Source organism: Pseudomonas sp. zfem005, assembly GCF_032621735.1.
GTDB lineage: Bacteria > Pseudomonadota > Gammaproteobacteria > Pseudomonadales > Pseudomonadaceae > Metapseudomonas > Metapseudomonas solani.
In genome coordinates, this window is sequence record NZ_JAVYJE010000002.1 from 163801 (window position 1) to 183824 (window position 20024).

Sequence of the window (20024 nt, forward strand, 5' to 3'; positions counted from 1 at the left end):
ACCCGCTGGTCTAGGCTTTCCCCTGCCGGCAGAATGCGCGCCGGAATACCTCTGGAGAGCCCCATGACGGACCGCGTCCCCGACCATCTCGACCTGCCCGAACTGACCCTGCGCGGGCTGGTCCTCGGCGCGCTGATCACCCTGGTGTTCACCGCCTCCAACGTCTACCTCGGCCTCAAGGTCGGGCTGACCTTCGCCTCGTCGATCCCCGCTGCGGTGATCTCCATGGCGGTGCTGCGTTACTTCAAGGGTTCGAACATCCTCGAGAACAACATGGTGCAGACCCAGGCCTCGGCGGCCGGCACCCTGAGCTCGATCATCTTCATCCTCCCCGGCCTGCTGATGATCGGCTACTGGGCGGGCTTCCCCTTCTGGCAGACGGCGGCCATCTGCGCCATCGGCGGCATCCTCGGCGTGCTCTACACCATCCCCCTGCGCCGGGTGATGGTGGTGCAGAGCGAACTGCCCTACCCCGAAGGCGTGGCGGCGGCGGAAATCCTCCGCGTCGGCAGCGACGACGAAGCCGAAACCGACGGCAAGCCGACCACCCGTGACAAGAACGAGCCCGGCCTGCGCGACATCCTCGGCGGCGGCCTGGTGGCCGCGGCCTTCAGCCTGTGCAGCAGCGGCTTCAAGGTGCTGGGCGAAGGCATCAGCGTCTGGGCCACCGCCGGGCAGACGGCCTTCCGCTTCACCACCGGTTTCTCCTTCGCCCTGGTGGGCGCCGGCTACCTGATGGGCATCACCGCCGGCATCGCCATCCTCGTCGGCGTGCTCATCTGCTGGGGCGTCGCAGTGCCGCTGCTCACGGTCAACGCCACCCCGGCCGCCGGCCAGGCCATCAGCGAGCTGGCCACCCAGATGTGGAGCTCCCAGGTGCGCTTCCTCGGTGCCGGCACCATCGGCATCGCCGCGCTCTGGACCCTGGCCACCCTGTTCAAGCCCATGGCCCAGGGCGTGTGGACCTCGCTGCAGGCCGTTCGCGGCAAGGGCGAGATCAGCACCGAACGCACCGAGCGCGACATGTCGGCGCGGGCCATCCTGCTGCTGGCGGGCATCCTGCTGCTGGCGCTGTTCGGCGTGTTCGGCTTCTTCCTCCACGAGGCGGCGCCGGAACTCACCGGCCTCGGCTTCTGGGGCCTGGTGTCCGGCTGCGTGCTGTTCGCCTTCTTCTTCGGCTTCCTGATCGCCGCCGCCTGCGGCTACATGGCCGGCCTGGTGGGTTCCTCCAGCAGCCCGATCTCCGGCATCGGCATCATCGCGGTGATCCTCGTCTCGCTGCTGATCCTCGGCATGGGCAGCCTGGAATCCGGCCTGCTGCAACTGGCCGGCGGCAAGGTCGCCATCGCCCTGGCCCTGTTCACCACCGCCGTGGTGCTGGCCATCGCCGCGATCTCCAACGACAACCTGCAGGACCTGAAGACCGGCTACCTGGTGGGCGCCACGCCCTGGCGCCAGCAGGTGGCGCTGATCGTCGGCTGCCTGGCGGGCGCCCTGGTCATCCCGCCGGTGCTCGACCTGCTCTACAACGCCTACGGCTTCGCCGGCGCCCTGCCCCGTGAGGGCATGGACCCGCAGCAAGCCCTGGCCGCGCCCCAGGCGACCCTGCTCACGGCCATCGCCAGCGGCATTTTCAAGAACGCGCTGAACTGGAACATGATCCTCATCGGCGTGGTGCTGGGCGTCGCCCTGATCCTCGTCGACCTGGCCCTGCGCCGCACCAGCAAGGCCAGCCTGCCGGTGCTGGCGGTGGGCCTGGGCATCTACCTGCCGCCCACCATCGGCATGACCCTGGTGATCGGCGCCGCGCTGGGCTGGCTGATCGACAGCCGCCTGCAGAAGCGCGCCATCGCCGCCGGGCAGGACCCGGAGGCCTATGCCGAAGTCCCGCGTCGGCGCGGCGTGCTGCTGGCCTCGGGGCTGATCGTCGGCGAGAGCCTGATGGGCATCCTGCTCGCCGGGCTGATCGGCGGCAGCGGCAAGGACGCGCCCCTGGCCCTGGTGGGCGTGGGCTTCGCAAGCACCGCCGAGTGGCTTGGCCTAGTGATATTCGTCATCGTCTGCGTAGGCTTCTGTCGTCATGTGCTGAGGTCGCAACGCAGTTCCTGAAACGCGTGTGAACCCTTTGGCAAACCTGTTCGTTCCCCCCTTTTTCGGGGGGAACTGTCGCTATGCTGGCTGCCTAATCGGAGTGAGAGCCAACATAGACAGGGCCCGTCAGCCATGAGTGCAGCCATCTACATAGTTCCTGAAAAGCCCCTCGCGGGCATCGATGACTTCGTCAACGGCAAAGCCGTGGCCAGCGTGGACGAGGTCGAGCTCGACGAGCTGTGCAAACGGCTCAAGGTGAAATCCCTCTGGGCGTTCGTCAGCCAGGACCCGGGCGACTTCGCCGACCTGCTGGAAGAAGGCGAGGCGCTGGACCTCAGCGACAGCCTGCCCGACGAGCAATGGTTCGCCGCCGAGGACGGCCTCAAGACCGTGCGTGCCCTGCAGGGCCACCTGGTCACCGAGCCACGCGCGCTCTCCAATTCCACCGACGTCCTCGAAGACCTGCAGGAATACGAGTGGGTGCTCAACGCCCTCGCCGAGCAGGAAATCCGCTGGCACTTCGAAGTGGATTTTTAATTCACCCGGGAGCGCATGAACCGCTCCCGTAGCCCGTGGCCGCCAACCCACGCAGCTTTCGTAGGATGGGTAGAGGCACGAAACCCATCAATGCGGAGTGCCCGGCAGCAGCATGGGTTTCGCTTCGCTCTACCCATCCTACGAGCTTCAGTCGCCAAGGACCGCGCAGCGGTCCCATGCCCGACAGGGCAGACCTTCGGCCTGCTGGGCGAATGAATTCGCCCCTACATCGATCATTCCGCGCCCCACATTTTCTGTAGCCCGGGCTTCAGCCCGGGACCGTCGGCGCCTCGGCCAACCCCCGCAGGTATTCCCAGGGATAGATCCCGCGCTCGTGCCCGTCGCTGAACACCAGCTGCACGCCGTAGCCCTGTGGGTGGATGGCGGTGAGGCGCACGGCCTCGTCCACCAGGGCGATGGCGCCACGCAGGCGCGCCGCCTTGCACTGCGAGCAGGGGCAGGCGCCGCGCAGGCGGGCGTGGCTGATGGCCTGCTGCTCGCCATCGCGCCATTCCAGGGTCAGGCGCCCTTCGCTGCGGGCATTGCGCAGCCCGGCGGGGGCGTCCATCAGGCCGCCCCTTGCAGTTGCACCAGGGCGATGCGCACCGCCTTGCGCACTTCCGGGTCGCCGTCGGCTTCCGCCGCGCGCAGAGCCGGCACGGCCCAGGTATCCCCCAGCTCACCCAGGGCTAGCGCGGCTTCCTTGCGCAGGTTGGCGATGCCGTGCACCAGCAGCCCGGCGAGCCCCGGCCCGGCCGGGCGGTGGCGCAACCGGCCGAGGGCGCGGGCGGCGCGCAGGCGCACCTGCCAATAGGCGTCATCCAGGGCGGCGAGCAGGGCCGGGCCGGCCTCGTCCAGGCCCACCTTGCCGAGGGTGGTGGCGGCTTCTTCGCGCACCTGCCAGGCCTCGTCGGCCAGGGCCGCGCGCAGGGCCGGCAGCACGCTGGCGTCGCTGGCCAGGCCCAGGGCGCCGGTGGCGGCGCGGCGTACGTCGGTGTCCGGGTCATCGCTGGCCAGGCGCGCCAGGGCCGGCAGTGCATCACTGCGCTTGAGCCAGCCGAGGATGCCCACCGCCTCGCGGCGCACCCCGGCTTCGGCGTCGTCCAGGGCATACAGCGCCGGCGTGGCGGCGGCGTCCAGGCGCAGCTCGCGCAGGGCGCGCAATGCACTGGCGCGGACGAAGGCGTCGGCATGGCGCACCCAGGGCAGGATCAGTTCCCCCGCTTCCGTGCTCTTCAGTTCGCTCAGGCTCTGCGCGGCGGCCAGGCGCACGGCTTCGTCGCCATCGGCCAGGGCGGCGCAGAGGGCCTGCACCACATCGGGCTCTTCCCAGGCTTCCAGCAGGCGCGCGGCCTCGGCGCGCACCTCGGCGGCGGCGTCGGCCACCAGGGCGTCGGTGAGCCAGGGCAGGCCTTCGGGGTCTTCCAGGTCGGCCAGCTCGATCAGGGCGATGCGGCGCACGCCGGCGTCCTCATCGGCGAGGCGCGGCAGCAGGTCAAGAATCTCGGGGTTGTCGGTTTCACGGTGGGTCATAGGGCGACTCGCAAGGGCGGGTGGTCGGTGGGCAGGCCGAGGGGGGTCAGGCGCGGCAGTTCGCGGCCTTCCTCGTGGCGCAGCAATTCCAGGCAGTGGCGCTTGAGGTGGGTGAAGCCGGGGCTGGTCAGCAGGCTGGCGCGGCGCGGCCGTGGGAAGTCGAGGCGCAGGTCCTCGATAAAGCGGCCGGGGCGCGGGCTCATCACCAGGATGCGGTCGGCGAGGAACAGCGCCTCGTCGATGTCGTGGGTGACGAACACCACCGTGGTGCGGATGCGCGTCCAGATATCCAGCAGCAGCTCCTGCATGCGCGAGCGGGTCTGCGCGTCGAGGGCGCCGAAGGGCTCGTCCATCAGCAGCAGGCGCGGCCGGTTGATCAGCACGCGGGCGATCTCGGCGCGCTGCTGCATGCCGCCGGAGAGCTGCGCGGGCCAGCGCCCGGCGAAGTCGGCAAGGCCCACCAGGCCCAGGAACTCGGCGGCCTGGCGACGGCGCTCGTGCTTGCCGATGCCCTGCATCTTCAGGCCGAAGGCAACGTTGTCGAGCACGCTGCGCCAGGGCAGCAGGGTGTGGTGCTGGAACACCATGCCGCGCTCCGGCGAAGGCCCGGCCACGGCGCGCCCGTCCACTTCCAGGGTGCCGGTACGCGGCCGCAGGTGCCCGGCCAGGGCGCCGAGCAGGGTGGACTTACCGCAACCCGAGGGACCGAGAATGCAGACGAACTCCCCGGGGGCGATGGAGAAGTCCACCGCCTGCACGGCGTCGAAGGCCTGGGCGCCCTCGCCGAGGCGGATGGACAGCTGCCGGCCCTCGATGCGGCCGGATTCGACGACCTGTTCGAAGGCGCTCATCAGGCGTTCCTCCGCGTGCGGTACCAGGGCGTGGCGAGGCCGCCGAGGCGCTTCACCAGGCCGCTGCTGCCCATGCCCAGCAGGCCGATCAGCAGCATGCCGACGACGATGTCCGGGTAGTTCTGGATGGTGTAGGACTCCCAGGTGTAATAGCCGATGCCGAACTGCCCGGAGATCATCTCGGCGGTGACCAGGCAGAACCACGAGGTGCCCATGCCGATGGCCAGGCCGGTGACGATGCTCGGTGCGGCGCCGGGCAGGACCACCTCACGCAGGATGGCCAGGCGCCCGGCACCCAGGCTGCGCGCCGAGGCCACCAGGCGCGGGTCGACGCCTTCGACGCCGTGCACGGTGTTGAGCAGGATGGGGAACAGCGCGCCGGTGAAGGTGATGAACACCATCGACAGCTCCGAGGACGGGAACATCAGGATGGCCAGGGGAATCCAGGCCACCGCCGGGATCGGCCGCAACACTTCCAGGGGCGGCAGCAGGCTGTACTCGGCCCAGCGCGAACGGCCGATGGCCAGGCCCAGCAGCACGCCGACGATGGCGGCGGCCAGGTAGCCGGCGAACACCCGCGCCAGGCTGCTGGAAAGGTGCGCCAGCAGCTTGCTGGAATGCACCAGCTGCCAGGCGGCCTCCAGCACCGCGCCCGGCGTGGGCACGTAGCTGAAGGTGATCAGCCCCAGGTCCAGCCGCGCCGTGGCCGCCAGCTGCCAGAACAACAGGCAGGCGGCCAGGGAGGCGAGGCGCAGGGGCCAGCGAAAGAAGGATGTCATGGGCTTCTCCTGCAGGTTGGCGCCAAGCGGAGCGCGGCCCAGCAGGGCCCCGCTCAACACCGACCTACGTATTCAGCGGCTGGCCAGGGCCTGCTTCTGGTTGGCACTGGTGAAGTCCAGCGCGGTGCCGCCATTGGCCTGGGCGTAGCGCTCGGCCTGGTCCTTGAGCAGGAAGGCGGAAAGCTCGCCTTTGTCGTTGCGCACGAACCAGGCCTGGTTGGCCAGCAGCTTGATGCCGCTGTCGGTGGCCTGGGCGTAGATGGCGCGGATGTCCTTGCCCTCCTGCTCCAGCTGCGCCAGGGCAGCCAGGGCCGCTTCCGGGGAGGCGTAGTGGCGCACCTTGTCTTCGCCGCGCACCCAGATCTGCGCCAGGCGCTTGAAGTCGGTGATCGGCTGGCCGGTGGCGGCGTCCTTGGCCACCAGCGGCAGCGGGGCGTAGTTCTTCAACGCCTTGTCGTAGTCCTGCCCGGCGTCCTTGAAGGCCGCGCGGATGAAGCGGTCATCGATGAACTTGCCGGTGTCCAGGCCGCGGTCGGTCTTCTTCAGCAGCTTGAGGGTGTCGATGGAGGTGGCCACCGCCTGGCGGTATTCCGGCTTCCAGGTGAGGTCGCGGGTCTGCAGGCCGAGGGGGCCGTGGAACAGGTAGTTCACCTCGGCCTCGATGCCGGTGACCTTCTCGATCAGCTCGCTGTACTTCTCCGGCTCGGCGGCGAACAGGCGGTCGGCCTCCAGGCTGGCGCGCAGGTAGGCGGTGACCACTTCCGGGTACTTCTCGGCGTAGGCGGCGTCCACCAGCGCGCCGTGGAAGGTCGGCGCCTCGGCCTGGGAGCCGTCGTAGATCTTCCGCGCGAAGCCACGGTTGGGGAACAGCTCGGCGAAGGGCACGAAGTCGGCGTGGGCCTCGATGCGGTTGCTGCGCAGGGCGGAGCCGGCGATCTCCGGCGGCTGGGCGATGATGCGCACGTCCTTCTCCGGGTCCCAGCCCTGGGCGGCGATGGCGCGCAGCAGCATGCCGTGGGCGGTGGAGGCGAAGGGCACGGAGATGGTCTTGCCCTTGAGCTCGGCGATGGACTGCACGCTGGATGAGGCCGGCACCACGATGCCGTTGCCGCTGCCCCGGGTGCTGCCCGAAAGCACGCTGATGAACAGGCTGCGCTTGCCGGCGTCGAGGTGGGCGACGCCGTTGAAGGAGCCGGGGAAGTCGGCCATGGCGCCGAAGTCCAGCTTGCCGGCGACCATCTCGTTGGTCAGCGGCGCGCCGCTGGTGAAGTTCTTCCACTCCACCTCGTAGTGGGCGTCCTTGTACTTGCCGTCATGGGGCAGGTACTTCTCCAGCAGGCCCAGCTCGCGGATCAGCAAGCCGCCGGTGGCGCAGTTGATGGTGGTGTCCTGGGTGCCGATGGCGATGCGGATGGTCTCGGCGGAGGCGGACGCGGTGGTAACGTCCAGCGCGAGGCCGGCGATGGTTGCACGTAGGCTCATGGTTCCCCTCGAATCATTGGTCTGGTTGTCGTCTCCGCCACATCGTCGGTGGTGGGAAACGAGGGGTCTTGCAGGCAAGGCGTCCGGCGGCGGGCCGGATGGCGGGTGTCGTTTCTTGTGGGTGAAGCGGATCAGCGCAGCAGGTAGGGGATCTCCACCTTCACCGCGCCGGTCGGGCAATCCTTCTCGCAGGGCATGCAGTACCAGCACTCGTCGAAGGCCATGTAGGCCTTCTGGGTCGCCGGGTTGATGGCCAGCAGGTCCATCGGGCAGACCTCGACGCACACGGTGCAGCCCTTGTGGGCGATGCACTTGTCTTCGTCGACCGTCACCGGCGCGCTGCTGCGGAAGAAGATTTCCTGGGGTTGAAAGGCCATGTCACGGGTCCTTGGAGCCTTGGGCTCTCTGTTTTGTAGGGTGGGCTTCAGCCCACCGGGAAAGCCCTGCGTAGCGCCATTGGTGGGCTGAAGCCCACCCTACGGCTCGACGCCTCGTCAGGCGGCTTCGGTCTTCACCCGCAGGCGGTCGTAGGCGCTTTGTTCTTCCGCATCCAGGGCGATCAGGTAGGGCTCCACCGGTTTCTTGAAGCTGGTCATGGCGCCGTCATCGCCCTTCTTCAGGTGGCAGTGGCAGAACCACTCGGCGTCGTTGCGCTCGGGGTGGTCGACGCGGTGGTGGTAGAGGCCCCAGCGGCTTTCTTCGCGGAACAGCGAGGCGCGGGCGGCCATCTCGGCGCAATCGCGGATCACGCTGACTTCCATGGCACGCATCAGCTCGTGGGGGTTGTTGGCCTTCATCTGCCCGAGGTCGCGTTCGATCTCGGCGAAGCGGGTCAGGCCGATCTCCATCTTCCTGGTCACCTTGGGCGGCTGCAGGTAGTCGTTGACCATGCGCCGCAGCTTGTACTCCACCTGGGCCGGCGGCAGGCCGTGCTCGCGGTTCAGCGGTGCGTAGACCCGCTCGCGCTCGCGCTCCACCTGGGCCGGGTCGACGGCGGCGAAGTCACGACCGGCCACGTAGTCGGCGGCGTTGATGCCGGCGAACCAGCCGTAGGTGAAGGCGCCGAGCATGTAGTTGTGCGGCACGGCGGCCATGTCGCCGGCGGCGTAGAGGCCCTTCACCGAGGTCTCGGCCTTCTCGTTGACCCACACGCCCGAGGCGGAGTGGCCGGAGCAGAAGCCGATCTCGGAGATGTGCATCTCCACCATCTGCTGGCGGTAGTCGGTGCCCCGGCCGGCGTGGAACTGGCCACGGCTGGGGCGCTCGTTGCTGTGGAGGATCTCCTCGATGGTCTGGATGGTTTCCTCGGCCAGGTGGTCCAGCTTGAGGAACACCGGGCCGTTGCCGCCTTCGAGCTCCTGGTGGAACTCCCACATCATCTGGCCGCTCCAGTAGTCGCACTCGATGAAGCGTTCACCCTTGTTGTTGGCCGTGTAGCCGCCCAGGGGGCCGGTGACGTAGGCGCAGGCGGGGCCGTTGTAGTCCTTGATCAGCGGGTTGATCTGGAAGCACTCGAGGTTCGCCAATTCCGCCCCGGCGTGGTAGGCCATGGCGTAGCCGTCGCCGGCGTTGGTGGGGTTCTCGTAGGTGCCCATCAGGTAGCCCGAGGACGGCAGGCCCAGGCGCCCGGCGGCGCCGCAGGCGAGGATCACCGCCTTGGCGCGGATCACCTGGAAGTCGCCGCTGCGGCAGTCGAAGCCGAGCACGCCGCAAGCGGCGCCCGCCTCGTCCAGCAGCACGCGGGTGGTGACCAGGCGGTTGGTGATGTTCACCCGCGCACGCTTGAGCTGGCGGTAGAGCACCTTCTTGATGTCGTGGCCCTCGGGCATCGGCAGCACGTAGGCGCCCATGTGGTGGACCTTCTTCACCGCGTAGTCGCCGGTCTCGTCCTTCTCGAACTTCACCCCCCAGCGGTCCAGCTGCTCGATGGTCGCGAAGCTGTGGGTGGCATAGGCGTAGACGGCGGCCTGGTTGACGATGCCGTCGTTGGCCACGGTGATTTCCTTGGTGTACTGCTCGGGCGTCGCGTGGCCGGGGATGATGGCGTTGTTCAGGCCGTCCATGCCCATGCTGATGGCGCCGCTGCGCTTGACGTTGGCCTTGTCCACCAGCAGCACGCGCAGCTCGCGGTTCTTCTCCTTGGCCTTGATCGCGGCCATGGGGCCGGCGGTGCCGCCGCCGATGACGACGATGTCGTATTCCTGCTCCAGGGTGTTCATGCCTGTGCTCCCTTCTGGCGGTCGATGCGCAGGCGGTACTGGAAGGCATCGCCGCGGTAGTAGAGGTGTTCGAAGTCCAGCGGCGCGCCGTCGGCGGTGTGGGTTAGGCGCTCGATGCGCATGATCGGCGAGCCCTCCTCCACCTCCAGCGCCTGGGTCAGGTCGCTGTCGGCGAGTACGGCATCGATGGCCAGGTCGGCGTGGCCCAGGGGGATGCCGCAGTCGTTCTCGAGGATGAGGAAGATGTCGCGGGTGACCAGGTCGGCCTTCTCCAGCTTCTCGCCCACCGCCAGGGGCAGCCAGGTGAGTTCCAGGGACACCGGCTCGCGGTTGATCAGGCGCACGCGCTTGATCTCGATCACCGGGCTGCCCTCCTCCACCTGCAGCCGCTCGGCCACCAGCGCGCTGGCCGGCACCTGCTTGAAGCTGCGCAGGCGGTTGAGCACCTCGTAGCCCATCTGGGTCATGGACTCGGCCAGGCCCTGCAGGGTGGAGACGTTCTGGAAGGCCTTGGGCTTGGCGACGAAGGTGCCCTTACCGTGGATCTTGAAGATCAGCCCTTCCTTCTGCAGGTCGCCCAGTGCCTGGCGCACGGTGATGCGGCTGACGTCGAAGGCCCTGCCCAGCTCGCTTTCCGAGGGCATGCGACTGTGGGGTGGATAAGTGCCATCGAGGATGCGCCCGCGCAGCAGCTCCTTGAGCTGGCTGTAGAGGGGCACCGGGGAAAGGGGAAGCAGTTCGGACATGTCGTTCGCTCGCGATCCTTACTTGTTATAACAAGTCATGGCGCGAGGATAGCGAGCATAAGGACCGCAGCGGAAATACCGTTATCGAATAAGAATAGAAGCCGGCCAACACGCTTTTTGTAGGGGCGACTTCAGTCGCCAAGCAGGCCGAAGGCCTGCCCTGCCTGGCTCCCAAGGGGCGGCTGTGCCGCCCTGGGCGAATGAATTCGCCCCTACAGGTTCAGCGTTCCCCGCCTCGTCAGAGGCTATCCAGCGCCTGCACGAAGTCGGCGACGATGTCCGCCGCATCCTCGATGCCCACCGACACGCGGATGGTGCCGTCGTGGATGTCCAGCTCGGCCAGGGCGTCCTGGGAGAGGGCGCGGTGGCTGGTCTTGCCGGGGTGGGTGATGCTGCTGGCGACACCGGCCAGGGACGGCGCGAAGGCGGTGTTGCGCAGGGCGCGGATCAGGCCGTCCACCTCCGCCAGGCCGCCCTTGAGGGTGAAGGCGAGCATGCCCGAGGCCCCCTTGGGGAACAGCCGGCGGGCCAGTTCGAAGTCCGGGTGCGAGGGCAGCCCCGGGTAGAACACCTTCGCCACCTTCGGGTGGGCCTCCAGCGCTTCGGCCAGGGCCTGGGCGTTGGCGGAGTGGGCCTTCATGCGCAGGGCCAGGGTCTTGGCGCCACGGAAGGTCAGCCAGGCTTCGAAAGGGCTGGAACTGCCACCGGCATTGATCTGGAAGCGCCGCGCCTGGGCGATCCACTCGGCGTCGCCGACGAGGATGCCGCCGGTGGCGTCGCTGTGGCCGTTGAGGTACTTGGTGGTGCTATGCAGCACCAGGTCGGCGCCGGCGGCCAGGGGGTTGTAGAGCGCCGGCGAGAGGAAGGTGTTGTCAACCAGCAGCTTCAGCCCACGCGCCTTGGCCAGCCTGGCCAGGGCGGGGATGTCGCTGACCCGCACCAGCGGGTTGGACGCGGTCTCGGTGTAGATAAGCCGAGTGGCCGGGGTGATGGCCGCCTCCACCGCCGCCAGGTCGTTGATCTCCACCAGGGTGGCGCTGATGCCGAAGCGCGCCAGCTCCTTCTCGATCAGGCTCTGGGTGGTGCCGTACAGCTCGCGGCTGGCGATCAGGTGGTCACCGGCACTCAACCGGCCCAGCAGTGCGGCGCTCACCGCGGCCATGCCGGAGGCGGAGAACAGCGCCGCCTCGCCGCCTTCCAGGTCCCGCACCAGGTGCTCCAGGGCCGCCTGGTTGGGGTTGGCGATGCGCGTGTACATGTAGTTGTCGGGGTTGCCGGCGAGGAAGTCGTCCACCTGCTCCAGGTTGTCGTAGACGAACACCGAGGATTCGTAGATCGGCAGGCTCTTGGGCCGGGTGACCATCTTGCGGTCGACGTCGTTGCCGCTGTGCACCGCGCGGGTGGAAAGGCCGGGTTTGGATTCGGGCATGGTTGCCTCCGAGGAGTCGTGCGGATGTAGGGGCGAATTCATTCGCCAAGGACCGCGCAGCGGTCCCAGGCCTTGCAGGGCGCGCCTGCGGCACGCATTCGCGGATGAATCCGCTCCCACGGGCCTGTCGCCCACCACAAAAAAGAACGCCGACGATAGTCGAGACTCGTCGGCGTGAGGAGAGGCGTGGGCACAGGCGGTGCCCACACCATCGTGGCTCTGGGGTCGATCAGAAGGCCGGGACTACCGCGCCGGAGTACTTCTTCTCGATGAAGGCTTTGACTTCCGGGCTGGTCAGCGCGGCGGAGAGTTTCTGGATGGCGTCGCTGTCCTTGTTGTCCGGGCGGGCGACCAGGTAGTTCACGTAGGGCGAGGTGCGGTCTTCCAGCACCAGCGCGTCCTTGGACGGGTTGAGCTTGGCTTCCAGCGCGTAGTTGGTGTTGATCAGGGCCAGGTCGACCTGGTCCAGCACGCGCGGCAGCAGGGCCGCTTCCAGTTCCTTGAACTTGAAGTTGTGCGGGTTCTCGGCGATGTCCTTCGGGGTCGCCAGGGCGTTGCTCGGGTCCTTGAGTTTCAGCAGGCCGGATTTCTGCAGCAGGAGCAGGGCACGGCCGCTGTTGCTGCCTTCGTTGGGGATGGCGATGGTGGCGCCGTCCGGCAGTTCCTTCAGGGATTTGTACTTGCTGGAGTAACCGCCGAAGGGCTCGACGTGCACGCCCTTGACGATGACCAGGTGGGTGCCCTTGCCGCTGTTGAAGTTGTCCAGGTAGGGCTTGGTCTGGAAGTAGTTGGCGTCCAGGTGCTTCTGGTCCACCTGCAGGTTGGGCTGCACGTAATCGGTGAAGACCTTCACTTCCAGATCCACGCCTTCCTTCGCCAGCTGCGGCTTGATCAGTTCGAGGATCTCGGCATGGGGCACCGGGGTGGCGGCGACGGTGAGTTTCTCGGCGGCGCTGGCCAGGGAGGCGAAAAGGGCGGCGGCCAGGGCGGTGAGGAGCAGGGTCTTCTTCATGGTGGTCCTTGGTGTTGGCAGGCTCCGGCTGGATCGTCAGCCGCGAGCGATGTGTCGGTTTCCCGGTCTGGGTGTAGCCGGGTTGGAAGCGACACTACGGTGAATTCTTATAACCAACAAATACCGTTTTATTATTCTCATATTCCATAAAAACAGGTCTCACCAGGGCCGGCCGGTCGCCTGCGTACGCACTGGATGTCGCCTCTGAGAATTGCTCTCAAAGCCGTCGCTCACTAGAGTGTTGCCCCATCCCCCGTAACACGAAGTCCCGCCATGATCGCCGCCGCCCTCGCCCGCTTCCCCCGCCTCGAACTGGTCACCGCGCCCACCCCGCTGGAGAAGCTCGAACACCTCTCGCGCCGGGTCGGCCGCGACATCTGGGTCAAGCGCGACGACATCACCCCCTTCGCCCTCGGCGGCAACAAGGTGCGCAAGCTCGAATACCTGGCCCAGGACGCGCTGGCCCAGGGCGCGGACGTGCTGGTCACCGCCGGCGCCATCCAGTCCAACCACGTGCGCCAGACCGCCGCCCTCGCCGCGCGCCTGGGCCTGGGCTGCGTGGCCCTGCTGGAAAACCCCATCGGCACCGCCGACCGCAACTACCTGGAGAACGGCAACCGCCTGCTGCTGGACCTGTTCGGCACCGAGGTGCAACTGGTGCCCAACCTCGACACCGCCGACCAGCTGCTGGCCGAGGCCGCCGAGCGCCTGCGCGCCGCTGGCCGCACCCCCTACGTGGTGCCCATCGGTGGCTCCAATGCCCTGGGTGCCCTGGGTTACGTGCGCGCCGGCCTGGAGCTGGCCGAACAGATCAAGGCGAGCGGCCTGCAGGGCGCCGCCGTGGTGCTGGCCTCCGGCAGCGCCGGCACCCACGCCGGCCTCGCCCTGGCCCTGGAACACGCCCTGCCCGGCACCCGGGTGGTGGGCGTCACGGTGTCGCGCCCCGATGCCACCCAGCGGCCCAAGGTGGAAGGCCTGCTGCAACGCACCGCCGACCTGCTGGGCGCCCCGCTGCCCGCGGCCCTGCGCGTGGAACTCTGGGACCAGTACTTCGCCCCGCGCTACGGCGAGCCCAATGCCGGCACCCTCGCCGCCATCCGCCAGGTCGCCTCCAGCGAAGGGCTGCTGCTCGATCCCGTCTACACTGGCAAGGCCTTCGCCGGTCTGCTCGATGGCCTGGAAAACGGCGCCTTCGAGGGGAATGGCCCGGTGATCTTCCTGCACACCGGCGGCTCGCCCGCGCTCTTCGCCTATCACCCCGCACAGGGGGCCGGAGCCTGAGCGCTGCTTATTCCCGAAATAACCGCAAACCAAACTTATTATTATTTTATTGAATAAAGCGACATCCCCAGAATTGCCACACTTTCGCCACCTGTCTCGTGAGGCTCACCCATGAAATTCGCAACCCTGCGTCGTCAATTCCTCATCGGCACCCTGGGCCTGGCCCTTGGTGCCAGCTTCATCGGCAACAGCGCCGTGGCCGGTGAACTGCTGCAGCAGATCAAGGACAAGGGCTCGGTCAAGGTCGGCCTGGAAGGCACCTACCCGCCCTTCAACTTCCAGGACGAGAGCGGCAAGCTCACCGGCTTCGAAGTCGAGTTCGCCGAAGCCCTGGCCAAGGAGCTGGGCGTGAAGGTCGACTTCCAGCCGAGCAAGTGGGACGGCATCCTCGCCGCCCTGGAATCCAAGCGCCTGGACCTGGTGATCAACCAGGTGACCATCTCCGACGAGCGCAAGAAGAAGTACGACTTCTCCACCCCCTACACCGTCTCCGGCATCCAGGCACTGGTGCGCAAGGGCAACGAAGACAGCATCAAGAGCGCCGCCGACCTCGCCGGCAAGAAGGTCGGTGTCGGCCTGGGCACCAACTACGAGCAGTGGCTGAAGGAAAACGCGCCGAAGGCCGATATCCGCACCTACGACGACGATCCCACCAAGTTCCAGGACCTCAACGTCGGCCGCATCGACGCCATCCTGGTGGACCGCCTGGCCGCCTTCGAAATGGTCGAGAAGACCGGTGGCCGCCTGGCCGTGGCCGGCGAGCCCTTCTCCCGCCAGGAGGCCGGCATCGCCCTGCGCAAGGGCGACCCGGAACTGCTCGCCGCCCTCGACAAGGCCATCGCCAAGCTGAAGGCCGACGGCACCCTCAAGGCGATCTCCGAGAAATGGTTCAAGGCTGACGTGACCCAATGATCGAAACCAGCCTGCAACTGGCGCTGGACTCCGCACCCTTCCTTCTCAAGGGTGCGGTCTACACGGTGATACTGAGCCTCGGCGGCATGTTCTTCGGACTGCTGCTGGGCTTCCTCCTCGCGCTCGCCCGCCTCTATGGCTTCGCCCCCCTGCGCTGGGCCTCGCGCATCTACGTATCGTTCTTCCGCGGCACCCCGCTGCTGGTCCAGCTGTTCATGATCTATTACGGCCTGCCGCAACTGGGCATCCAGCTCGACCCGCTGCCCGCCGCACTGATCGGCTTCTCGCTGAACATGGCCGCCTACACCTCGGAGATCCTCCGCGCCGCCATCGCCTCCATCGATCGCGGGCAGTGGGAAGCCGCCGCCAGCATCGGCATGAGCCGCAGCCAGGCGCTGGTCCGCGCCATCCTCCCGCAGGCCGCGCGCACCGCCCTGCCGCCGCTGGGCAACAGCTTCATCTCCCTGGTCAAGGACACCGCGCTGGCCGCCACCATCCAGGTGCCGGAGCTGTTCCGCCAGGCGCAGCTGATCACCGCGCGCACCTTCGAGATCTTCACCATGTACCTGGCCGCCGCGCTGATCTACTGGGTACTCGCCAGCGTGCTGTCGCACTTCCAGAGCCGCCTCGAAGCGCGGGTCAACCGCCATGAACAGGACACCTGATGATCACCGTCCGTAACCTGACCAAGTCCTTCAAGGAGCAGGCGGTGCTCAAGGGCATCGACCTGACCATCGAGCCGGGCGAGGTGGTGGCCATCATCGGCCCCAGCGGCTCGGGCAAGACCACCCTGCTGCGCTGCCTCAACCTGCTGGAAGAACCCAGCGGCGGCAGCATCCGCGTGGGCGACATCGAGATCGACGCCAGCAAGCCGCTGAAGCCCCAGCAGGCGCTGATCCGCCGGTTGCGCCAGCACGTGGGCTTCGTGTTCCAGAACTTCAACCTGTTCCCCCACCGCACCGCGCTGGAGAACATCACCGAAGGCCCGGTGGTGGTGAAGAAGGAACCCCGCGAGCGCGCCACCGAACGGGCCCGCGCCCTGCTGGCCAAGGTCGGCCTGGCGGGCAAGGAAGACGCCTACCCCAAGCGCCTCTCCGGCGGCCAGCAGCAACGGGTGGCCATCGCCCGCGCCCTGGCCATGGAGCCCGACGTGATCCTCTTCGACGAACCCACCTCCGCCCTCGACCCCGAGCTGGTGGGCGAGGTGCTGGCGACCATCCGCGGCCTGGCCGAGGAGAAGCGCACCATGGTCATCGTCACCCACGAGATGAGCTTCGCCCGCGACGTGGCCAACCGCGCGATCTTCATCGACAAGGGCGTGATCGTCGAACAGGGCGACGCCAAGACCCTGTTCAGCGCCCCGAAGGAAGAACGCACCCGGCAATTCCTCGCCAAGTTCCTGGTGGGGTGAGCTGGAGGGTGAGCTGGAACGCCTGAACCTGCTCGACTGTCAGGTCATTGCAAGGGAAAGCGCGTAGAATCCGCGCCCCTCGCAAAACGCCCCACCACCGGAAACACCATGAATCCAGGCACCCTCCTCTCCCTGCCGCTGCTGGCACTGGCCCTTGGCGGCTTCGTCGTCGGCAGCAGCGAATTCATCATCATGGGCCTGCTGCCCGAAGTGGCCCAAGACCTCTCCGTGAGCCTCTCCGACGCCGGCCTGCTGGTCAGCGCCTACGCCATGGGCGTGGTCATCGGCGCCCCTCTGCTCGGCCCGCTGCTGGGTCGCCTGCCACGCCGCCAGGCCCTGCTCTGGCTGATGGGCGCCTACGCCCTGGGCAACCTCGGCTGCGCTCTGGCACCGAACTACGAATGGCTGATGGCCGCGCGCATGTTCACCGCCTTCAGCCACGCCGGCTTCTTCGGCTGCGCCACCCTGCTGGCCGCCGAACTGGCGCCGCCCCACCGCCGTGCCTCGGCCATGGCCCTGGTGCTCAGCGGCCTGACCATCGCCAACGTCCTCGGCGTCCCGGCGGGCGCCTGGCTCGGCCAGGCCACCAGCTGGCGGGTGACCTTCATGGTGGTGGCGGCCCTGGGCTTCCTCACCCTGCTGGCGCAGTTCCTCTGGCTGCCGGCCACCGCCAAGCCGCAACCCAGCGCGGCCGGTGCCTGGGACGGCATCTTCCGCCGACCGGTGCTGCATGCGCTGGGGGTGTGCAGCCTGTCGTCGGTGGCGCTGTTCGGCGTGTTCACCTACATCAGCCCGCTGCTGCGTGATGTTTCCGGCTTCAGCCCCGAGCATGCCAACTTCGCCCTGCTGCTGTTCGGCATCGGCCTGACCCTCGGCAACCTGCTGGGCGGCCGCCTGGCGGACAAGGGCTTCCGCTTCGCCCTGCCCGGCGCCTTCGCGGTGAGCACCCTGTGCCTGCTGGGCCTGTTCGTCTTCGCCCAGGTGCCGGTGCTGGCCCTGGCCTGCCTGTTCCTCTGGGGCGTGGCCAGCTTCGCCATCTCCTCGCCGCTGCAGTTGCTGCTGGTGGAGCAGGCCGGCGAATCCGCCAGCCTCGCCGCCACCCTCAGCCACGCGGCCTTCAACCTCGGCAACGCCAGCGGCGCCTTCGTCGGCGGCCTGTGGCTGAGCACCGGGATGGGCCTGGCCAACCTGCCGCTGATGGGCGTGGGCGTGCTGGTTGCCACCCTGCTGGTATGCCTGCCCCTGCCGCGCCTGCGCGCCACCCGCGAGCGCCTCCAGGCGGCCGGGCAGATCCATTGACCCAGGCCCCGTGAGATGAAGCGCCCGTAGGTGGGTCGCGCGTCTCCGATCCACCGTCCAGCCCCGAGCCGCGCCGCGCATCGGGGCGATGGGCGTTATGGCGGTTGGGAGGGTTCGCGGTACGGAACATCGGGAGCTGCGGTATCGGTCCGGGCGGGCTAGGCTCTGGCCTTTCCCACGCGACAGGAGCACGGACATGGAAGCGGAACGCCAGGCCATCGAGGCGGTGGTACGGGATTACGTGGAAGGCATGGTGCGGGCGGACGCGACGCTGTTGCGCAGCGCCTTCCACCCCGACAGCCGCATCGTCGGGCACTTCGGCCCGGACCTGCAGTGGCTCTCGCCGGAAGCCTTCATCGCCGGCCTGCAGGCCAGGGGCCCGGTGGTGGCCGAGGGCGAAGCGCCGGTGTGGCGTCTGGAGTCCCTGGACCTCACCGGCGACACCGCCCTGGCCAAGGTCACCGACGTCTACGCCGGCCTGAACTTCACCGATTACCTCTCGCTGCTGAAGATCGACGGCCGCTGGCGCATCGTGCACAAGCTGTTCCACCTGCACGGCTAGGGCCTGCCTCCGGGTGGGGCACAGCTCGTCGGTCCAGCCCTCGACGCCCTACCCCGCCAGCACCTCGGCGAACAGCTGCCGCAGGTTATCCACATCGTTGGCGGCAAGCTGGCGCAGCTGCAGCGCGAGCTGTGCATAACTCGGCGCGGGCGGCAGGTTGAGGTGCTGCGGTAGCACCTCGTCGCCGTCGCTCACCAGCAGCGCGAAGTGCACGCTGTTCTCCAGCTCGCGGGTGTTGCCCGGCCAGGGGTAGCTCTCCAGCGCGGCCTGGGCGGCGGTGCTGATCAAGGGCAGCGGCAGGTCCAGGCGCTGGGCGTAGATGCCGAGGAAGTATTCGGCCAGGGGCAGGATGTCGTCCGGGCGCTCGCGCAGCGGCGGCAGCTCGACGCGGCCTTCATCCAGGTACTGGTACAGGCGCTCGTTGAACTTGCCGGCGGCCACCGCCTTGGCCAGGTCGATGCTGGTGGCGGCCACCAGGCGGGCGTCCACCGGGGTCGGCTGGGCAGCGCCGACGCGGGTCACCTCGCGGCTTTCCAGGGCCGCCAGCAGCTTGGCCTGCAGGGGCAGCGGCAGGTCGCCGATCTCGTCGAGATAGAGGGTGCCGCCGTTGGCCGAGCCGAACCAGCCGGCGCGGCTGCTGGCCGAGCCCGCATGGGCACCCGGGGCGTGGCCGAAGAGTTCGGCCTCGGCGTAGACCTTGCTGATGGCGCTGCAGCTCACCGCCACGAACAGCCCCGGGCGTTCGCTGCCCTTGTGGATCTGCCGCGCCAGCAACTCCTTGCCGGTGCCGGTCTCGCCCTGGATCAGCACCGGCACGGTGGCCGGTGCCAGTTGCTCCACCTCCTCGCGCAGGCGCCGCGAGCGGGCGTCGACGAACACCAGCGCGCGGGCGCGGATGCTCAGGGGGCTGCGGTCGGCATCGGCGAAGCTCAGCAGGGGCTGGCCGGTATGTTCCTGGGTCATGAACGAAATCTCCCGCCGGGCCCTGGCTGCGAAGCAGCGGGCCCTGGCGTCACATTGAAAAATGAACCTGTTCGGGATCGAGCGAGCTGGAGAAGAACAAGGCGAAAACAGCCGGGGGCGCGAAGTTCACGAGCTGCAAATGGGCAAGCCGATCCTGGGCAGGTGCTCAGGCGCGCTTGCGGGTCAGTTGCTCGATGCGACCCTGCAGCCGGTAGAGGTAGGCGAACCCCTGCTCCCAGAGATGGTGGCCGGACTTCACGTTGATATGCCCGGCACCGGCGAGGATGGCCGGCTCGGCGCCCCACTGGCGCGCCAACTCCAGCGCACGCGGGGTGCTGGCGGCGTGGTCGTTGTCCGAGCCCACCAGCAGCGTGGGGAACGGCAGCGAAGCCCGGGGAATCGGGGCGAAGCCCTGCAGCGGTTCGGGGCAGCCGGGGCGCTCGACGTCGGCCGGCGCCACCAGCAGTGCACCGCGTACCCGGCGCAGCACGTCCGGGTCGGCCTGCCGGGCCCAGTGGGCGACGGTGACGCAACCGAGGCTGTGGGCGATGAGGATCACCGGCGTGCGCTCGGCATCGATGGCGCGCTCCAGCGCCGCGACCCAGGCGTCCCGCTCGGGCAGGTCCCAATCGGCCTGCTCGACGCGGCTGGCGTTGGGCAGGGTGCGTTGCCAATGGCTCTGCCAATGCTCGTCTGGCGAGCCCTGCCATCCCGGCAGAATCAGGTAACGAATGGCCTGGCTGCGCATGGCGAGCCCTCCTTGCAATGTTTCGACAGGGAGGAGTCTAGGGGCTGCCCATATATCTGTTAAGGAATAAGAATTTATTTACTTATGCATTATTAGCTTATTCACTAAAGGTCCCATCGGGTTCGCGGGCGCGAACTTGTAGGATGAGGGCTTCGCTCAATCACCCGGA

At 68.1% G+C, this 20024-nt stretch carries 20 protein-coding genes; 8 read left to right on the top strand and 12 right to left on the bottom strand.

Translation table 11 applies throughout. The annotated features are described in order from the left end of the window. Positions 1–63 precede the first annotated feature (63 nt). The gene (locus RTW82_RS05050; RefSeq protein ID WP_316924432.1) at positions 64–2109 is read left to right on the top strand and encodes an OPT family oligopeptide transporter; all 2046 of its coding nucleotides are present in this window, start codon (positions 64–66) and stop codon (positions 2107–2109) included. A gap of 114 nt (positions 2110–2223) precedes the next feature. Next, positions 2224–2628: a hypothetical protein gene (locus RTW82_RS05055; protein ID WP_316924433.1), complete on the top strand. Its 405-nt coding sequence runs from the start codon at positions 2224–2226 to the stop codon at positions 2626–2628. Between the two features lie 268 nt (positions 2629–2896). Here the strand turns inward: RTW82_RS05055 and RTW82_RS05060 are convergent, their stop codons facing one another. The 10 genes from RTW82_RS05060 to RTW82_RS05105 all read right to left on the bottom strand — a co-directional run bounded on the left by RTW82_RS05060 (position 2897) and on the right by RTW82_RS05105 (position 12679). Further along, entirely contained in the window at positions 2897–3196 is a 300-nt protein-coding gene (locus RTW82_RS05060) for a DUF971 domain-containing protein (RefSeq protein WP_021222834.1), read from the bottom strand. Continuing rightward, positions 3196–4161, bottom strand: coding sequence for a HEAT repeat domain-containing protein (locus tag RTW82_RS05065; RefSeq protein WP_316924434.1), 966 nt, complete (start codon positions 4159–4161; stop codon positions 3196–3198). The genes RTW82_RS05060 and RTW82_RS05065 overlap by 1 nt, the downstream gene beginning before the upstream one ends. Continuing rightward, positions 4158–5012 (bottom strand): ABC transporter ATP-binding protein, encoded by an 855-nt coding sequence (locus RTW82_RS05070; protein ID WP_263401039.1) that lies wholly within the window; start codon positions 5010–5012, stop codon positions 4158–4160. The genes RTW82_RS05065 and RTW82_RS05070 overlap by 4 nt, the downstream gene beginning before the upstream one ends. After that, positions 5012–5791 (bottom strand): ABC transporter permease, encoded by a 780-nt coding sequence (locus RTW82_RS05075; protein ID WP_410478756.1) that lies wholly within the window; start codon positions 5789–5791, stop codon positions 5012–5014. The genes RTW82_RS05070 and RTW82_RS05075 overlap by 1 nt, the downstream gene beginning before the upstream one ends. Before the next feature lie 72 nt (positions 5792–5863). Next, entirely contained in the window at positions 5864–7273 is a 1410-nt protein-coding gene (locus RTW82_RS05080) for an ABC transporter substrate-binding protein (RefSeq protein ID WP_316924435.1), read from the bottom strand. A gap of 131 nt (positions 7274–7404) precedes the next feature. Further along, the gene (locus RTW82_RS05085; RefSeq protein WP_021222829.1) at positions 7405–7650 is read right to left on the bottom strand and encodes a ferredoxin family protein; all 246 of its coding nucleotides are present in this window, start codon (positions 7648–7650) and stop codon (positions 7405–7407) included. 117 nt (positions 7651–7767) lie between these two features. Further along, the gene (locus tag RTW82_RS05090) at positions 7768–9492 is read right to left on the bottom strand and encodes a fumarate reductase/succinate dehydrogenase flavoprotein subunit (protein WP_043240355.1); all 1725 of its coding nucleotides are present in this window, start codon (positions 9490–9492) and stop codon (positions 7768–7770) included. Next, the gene (locus tag RTW82_RS05095; protein WP_316924436.1) at positions 9489–10238 is read right to left on the bottom strand and encodes a GntR family transcriptional regulator; all 750 of its coding nucleotides are present in this window, start codon (positions 10236–10238) and stop codon (positions 9489–9491) included. Before RTW82_RS05095 ends, RTW82_RS05090 begins: the two co-directional genes overlap by 4 nt. A 238-nt stretch (positions 10239–10476) precedes the next feature. Beyond that, entirely contained in the window at positions 10477–11667 is a 1191-nt protein-coding gene (locus RTW82_RS05100) for a PLP-dependent aspartate aminotransferase family protein (protein WP_316924437.1), read from the bottom strand. A gap of 229 nt (positions 11668–11896) precedes the next feature. Next, a complete protein-coding gene (locus RTW82_RS05105) occupies positions 11897–12679 on the bottom strand; it encodes a MetQ/NlpA family ABC transporter substrate-binding protein (protein WP_316924438.1) in 783 nt (260 codons plus the stop codon). Between the two features lie 273 nt (positions 12680–12952). On the opposite strand from RTW82_RS05105, the gene RTW82_RS05110 reads away from it, so the two are divergent. The 6 genes from RTW82_RS05110 (at position 12953) to RTW82_RS05135 (ending at position 18144) form a co-directional block, all read left to right on the top strand. Then, positions 12953–13960 carry a D-cysteine desulfhydrase gene (locus RTW82_RS05110; RefSeq protein WP_316924439.1) on the top strand — a complete coding sequence of 336 codons (1008 nt, stop codon included), beginning with the start codon at positions 12953–12955 and terminating at the stop codon, positions 13958–13960. Positions 13961–14071: 111 nt separating this feature from the next. Further along, positions 14072–14872: a cystine ABC transporter substrate-binding protein gene (tcyJ, locus tag RTW82_RS05115; RefSeq protein ID WP_316924440.1), complete on the top strand. Its 801-nt coding sequence runs from the start codon at positions 14072–14074 to the stop codon at positions 14870–14872. Further along, a complete protein-coding gene (tcyL, locus tag RTW82_RS05120) occupies positions 14869–15537 on the top strand; it encodes a cystine ABC transporter permease (protein WP_316924441.1) in 669 nt (222 codons plus the stop codon). The genes tcyJ and tcyL overlap by 4 nt, the downstream gene beginning before the upstream one ends. Continuing rightward, positions 15537–16283: an L-cystine ABC transporter ATP-binding protein TcyN gene (tcyN, locus tag RTW82_RS05125; protein WP_265170053.1), complete on the top strand. Its 747-nt coding sequence runs from the start codon at positions 15537–15539 to the stop codon at positions 16281–16283. The genes tcyL and tcyN overlap by 1 nt, the downstream gene beginning before the upstream one ends. Positions 16284–16391: 108 nt before the next feature. Beyond that, positions 16392–17582, top strand: coding sequence for an MFS transporter (locus tag RTW82_RS05130; protein ID WP_021221762.1), 1191 nt, complete (start codon positions 16392–16394; stop codon positions 17580–17582). 196 nt (positions 17583–17778) lie between these two features. After that, positions 17779–18144, top strand: coding sequence for a nuclear transport factor 2 family protein (locus RTW82_RS05135; RefSeq protein WP_316924442.1), 366 nt, complete (start codon positions 17779–17781; stop codon positions 18142–18144). A gap of 48 nt (positions 18145–18192) precedes the next feature. On the opposite strand, the gene RTW82_RS05140 is transcribed toward RTW82_RS05135, so the two are convergent. Next, complete coding sequence (locus RTW82_RS05140) at positions 18193–19107, bottom strand: sigma-54-dependent transcriptional regulator (protein WP_316924443.1); 915 nt, start codon at positions 19105–19107, stop codon at positions 18193–18195. Positions 19108–19273: 166 nt separating this feature from the next. Further along, positions 19274–19855, bottom strand: coding sequence for an RBBP9/YdeN family alpha/beta hydrolase (locus RTW82_RS05145; RefSeq protein WP_316924444.1), 582 nt, complete (start codon positions 19853–19855; stop codon positions 19274–19276). Positions 19856–20024: the final 169 nt, after the last annotated feature.

Bases quoted from the DNA above. Each gene is read 5' to 3' on its own strand.
- RTW82_RS05050 (WP_316924432.1), top strand. From the start codon at position 64: ATGACGGACCGCGTCCCCGACCATCTCGACCTGCCCGAACTGACCCTG.
- RTW82_RS05055 (WP_316924433.1), top strand. From the start codon at position 2,224: ATGAGTGCAGCCATCTACATAGTTCCTGAAAAGCCCCTCGCGGGCATC.
- RTW82_RS05060 (WP_021222834.1), bottom strand. From the start codon at position 3,196: ATGGACGCCCCCGCCGGGCTGCGCAATGCCCGCAGCGAAGGGCGCCTG.
- RTW82_RS05065 (WP_316924434.1), bottom strand. From the start codon at position 4,161: ATGACCCACCGTGAAACCGACAACCCCGAGATTCTTGACCTGCTGCCG.
- RTW82_RS05070 (WP_263401039.1), bottom strand. From the start codon at position 5,012: ATGAGCGCCTTCGAACAGGTCGTCGAATCCGGCCGCATCGAGGGCCGG.
- RTW82_RS05075 (WP_410478756.1), bottom strand. From the start codon at position 5,791: ATGACATCCTTCTTTCGCTGGCCCCTGCGCCTCGCCTCCCTGGCCGCC.
- RTW82_RS05080 (WP_316924435.1), bottom strand. From the start codon at position 7,273: ATGAGCCTACGTGCAACCATCGCCGGCCTCGCGCTGGACGTTACCACC.
- RTW82_RS05085 (WP_021222829.1), bottom strand. From the start codon at position 7,650: ATGGCCTTTCAACCCCAGGAAATCTTCTTCCGCAGCAGCGCGCCGGTG.
- RTW82_RS05090 (WP_043240355.1), bottom strand. From the start codon at position 9,492: ATGAACACCCTGGAGCAGGAATACGACATCGTCGTCATCGGCGGCGGC.
- RTW82_RS05095 (WP_316924436.1), bottom strand. From the start codon at position 10,238: ATGTCCGAACTGCTTCCCCTTTCCCCGGTGCCCCTCTACAGCCAGCTC.
- RTW82_RS05100 (WP_316924437.1), bottom strand. From the start codon at position 11,667: ATGCCCGAATCCAAACCCGGCCTTTCCACCCGCGCGGTGCACAGCGGC.
- RTW82_RS05105 (WP_316924438.1), bottom strand. From the start codon at position 12,679: ATGAAGAAGACCCTGCTCCTCACCGCCCTGGCCGCCGCCCTTTTCGCC.
- RTW82_RS05110 (WP_316924439.1), top strand. From the start codon at position 12,953: ATGATCGCCGCCGCCCTCGCCCGCTTCCCCCGCCTCGAACTGGTCACC.
- tcyJ (WP_316924440.1), top strand. From the start codon at position 14,072: ATGAAATTCGCAACCCTGCGTCGTCAATTCCTCATCGGCACCCTGGGC.
- tcyL (WP_316924441.1), top strand. From the start codon at position 14,869: ATGATCGAAACCAGCCTGCAACTGGCGCTGGACTCCGCACCCTTCCTT.
- tcyN (WP_265170053.1), top strand. From the start codon at position 15,537: ATGATCACCGTCCGTAACCTGACCAAGTCCTTCAAGGAGCAGGCGGTG.
- RTW82_RS05130 (WP_021221762.1), top strand. From the start codon at position 16,392: ATGAATCCAGGCACCCTCCTCTCCCTGCCGCTGCTGGCACTGGCCCTT.
- RTW82_RS05135 (WP_316924442.1), top strand. From the start codon at position 17,779: ATGGAAGCGGAACGCCAGGCCATCGAGGCGGTGGTACGGGATTACGTG.
- RTW82_RS05140 (WP_316924443.1), bottom strand. From the start codon at position 19,107: ATGACCCAGGAACATACCGGCCAGCCCCTGCTGAGCTTCGCCGATGCC.
- RTW82_RS05145 (WP_316924444.1), bottom strand. From the start codon at position 19,855: ATGCGCAGCCAGGCCATTCGTTACCTGATTCTGCCGGGATGGCAGGGC.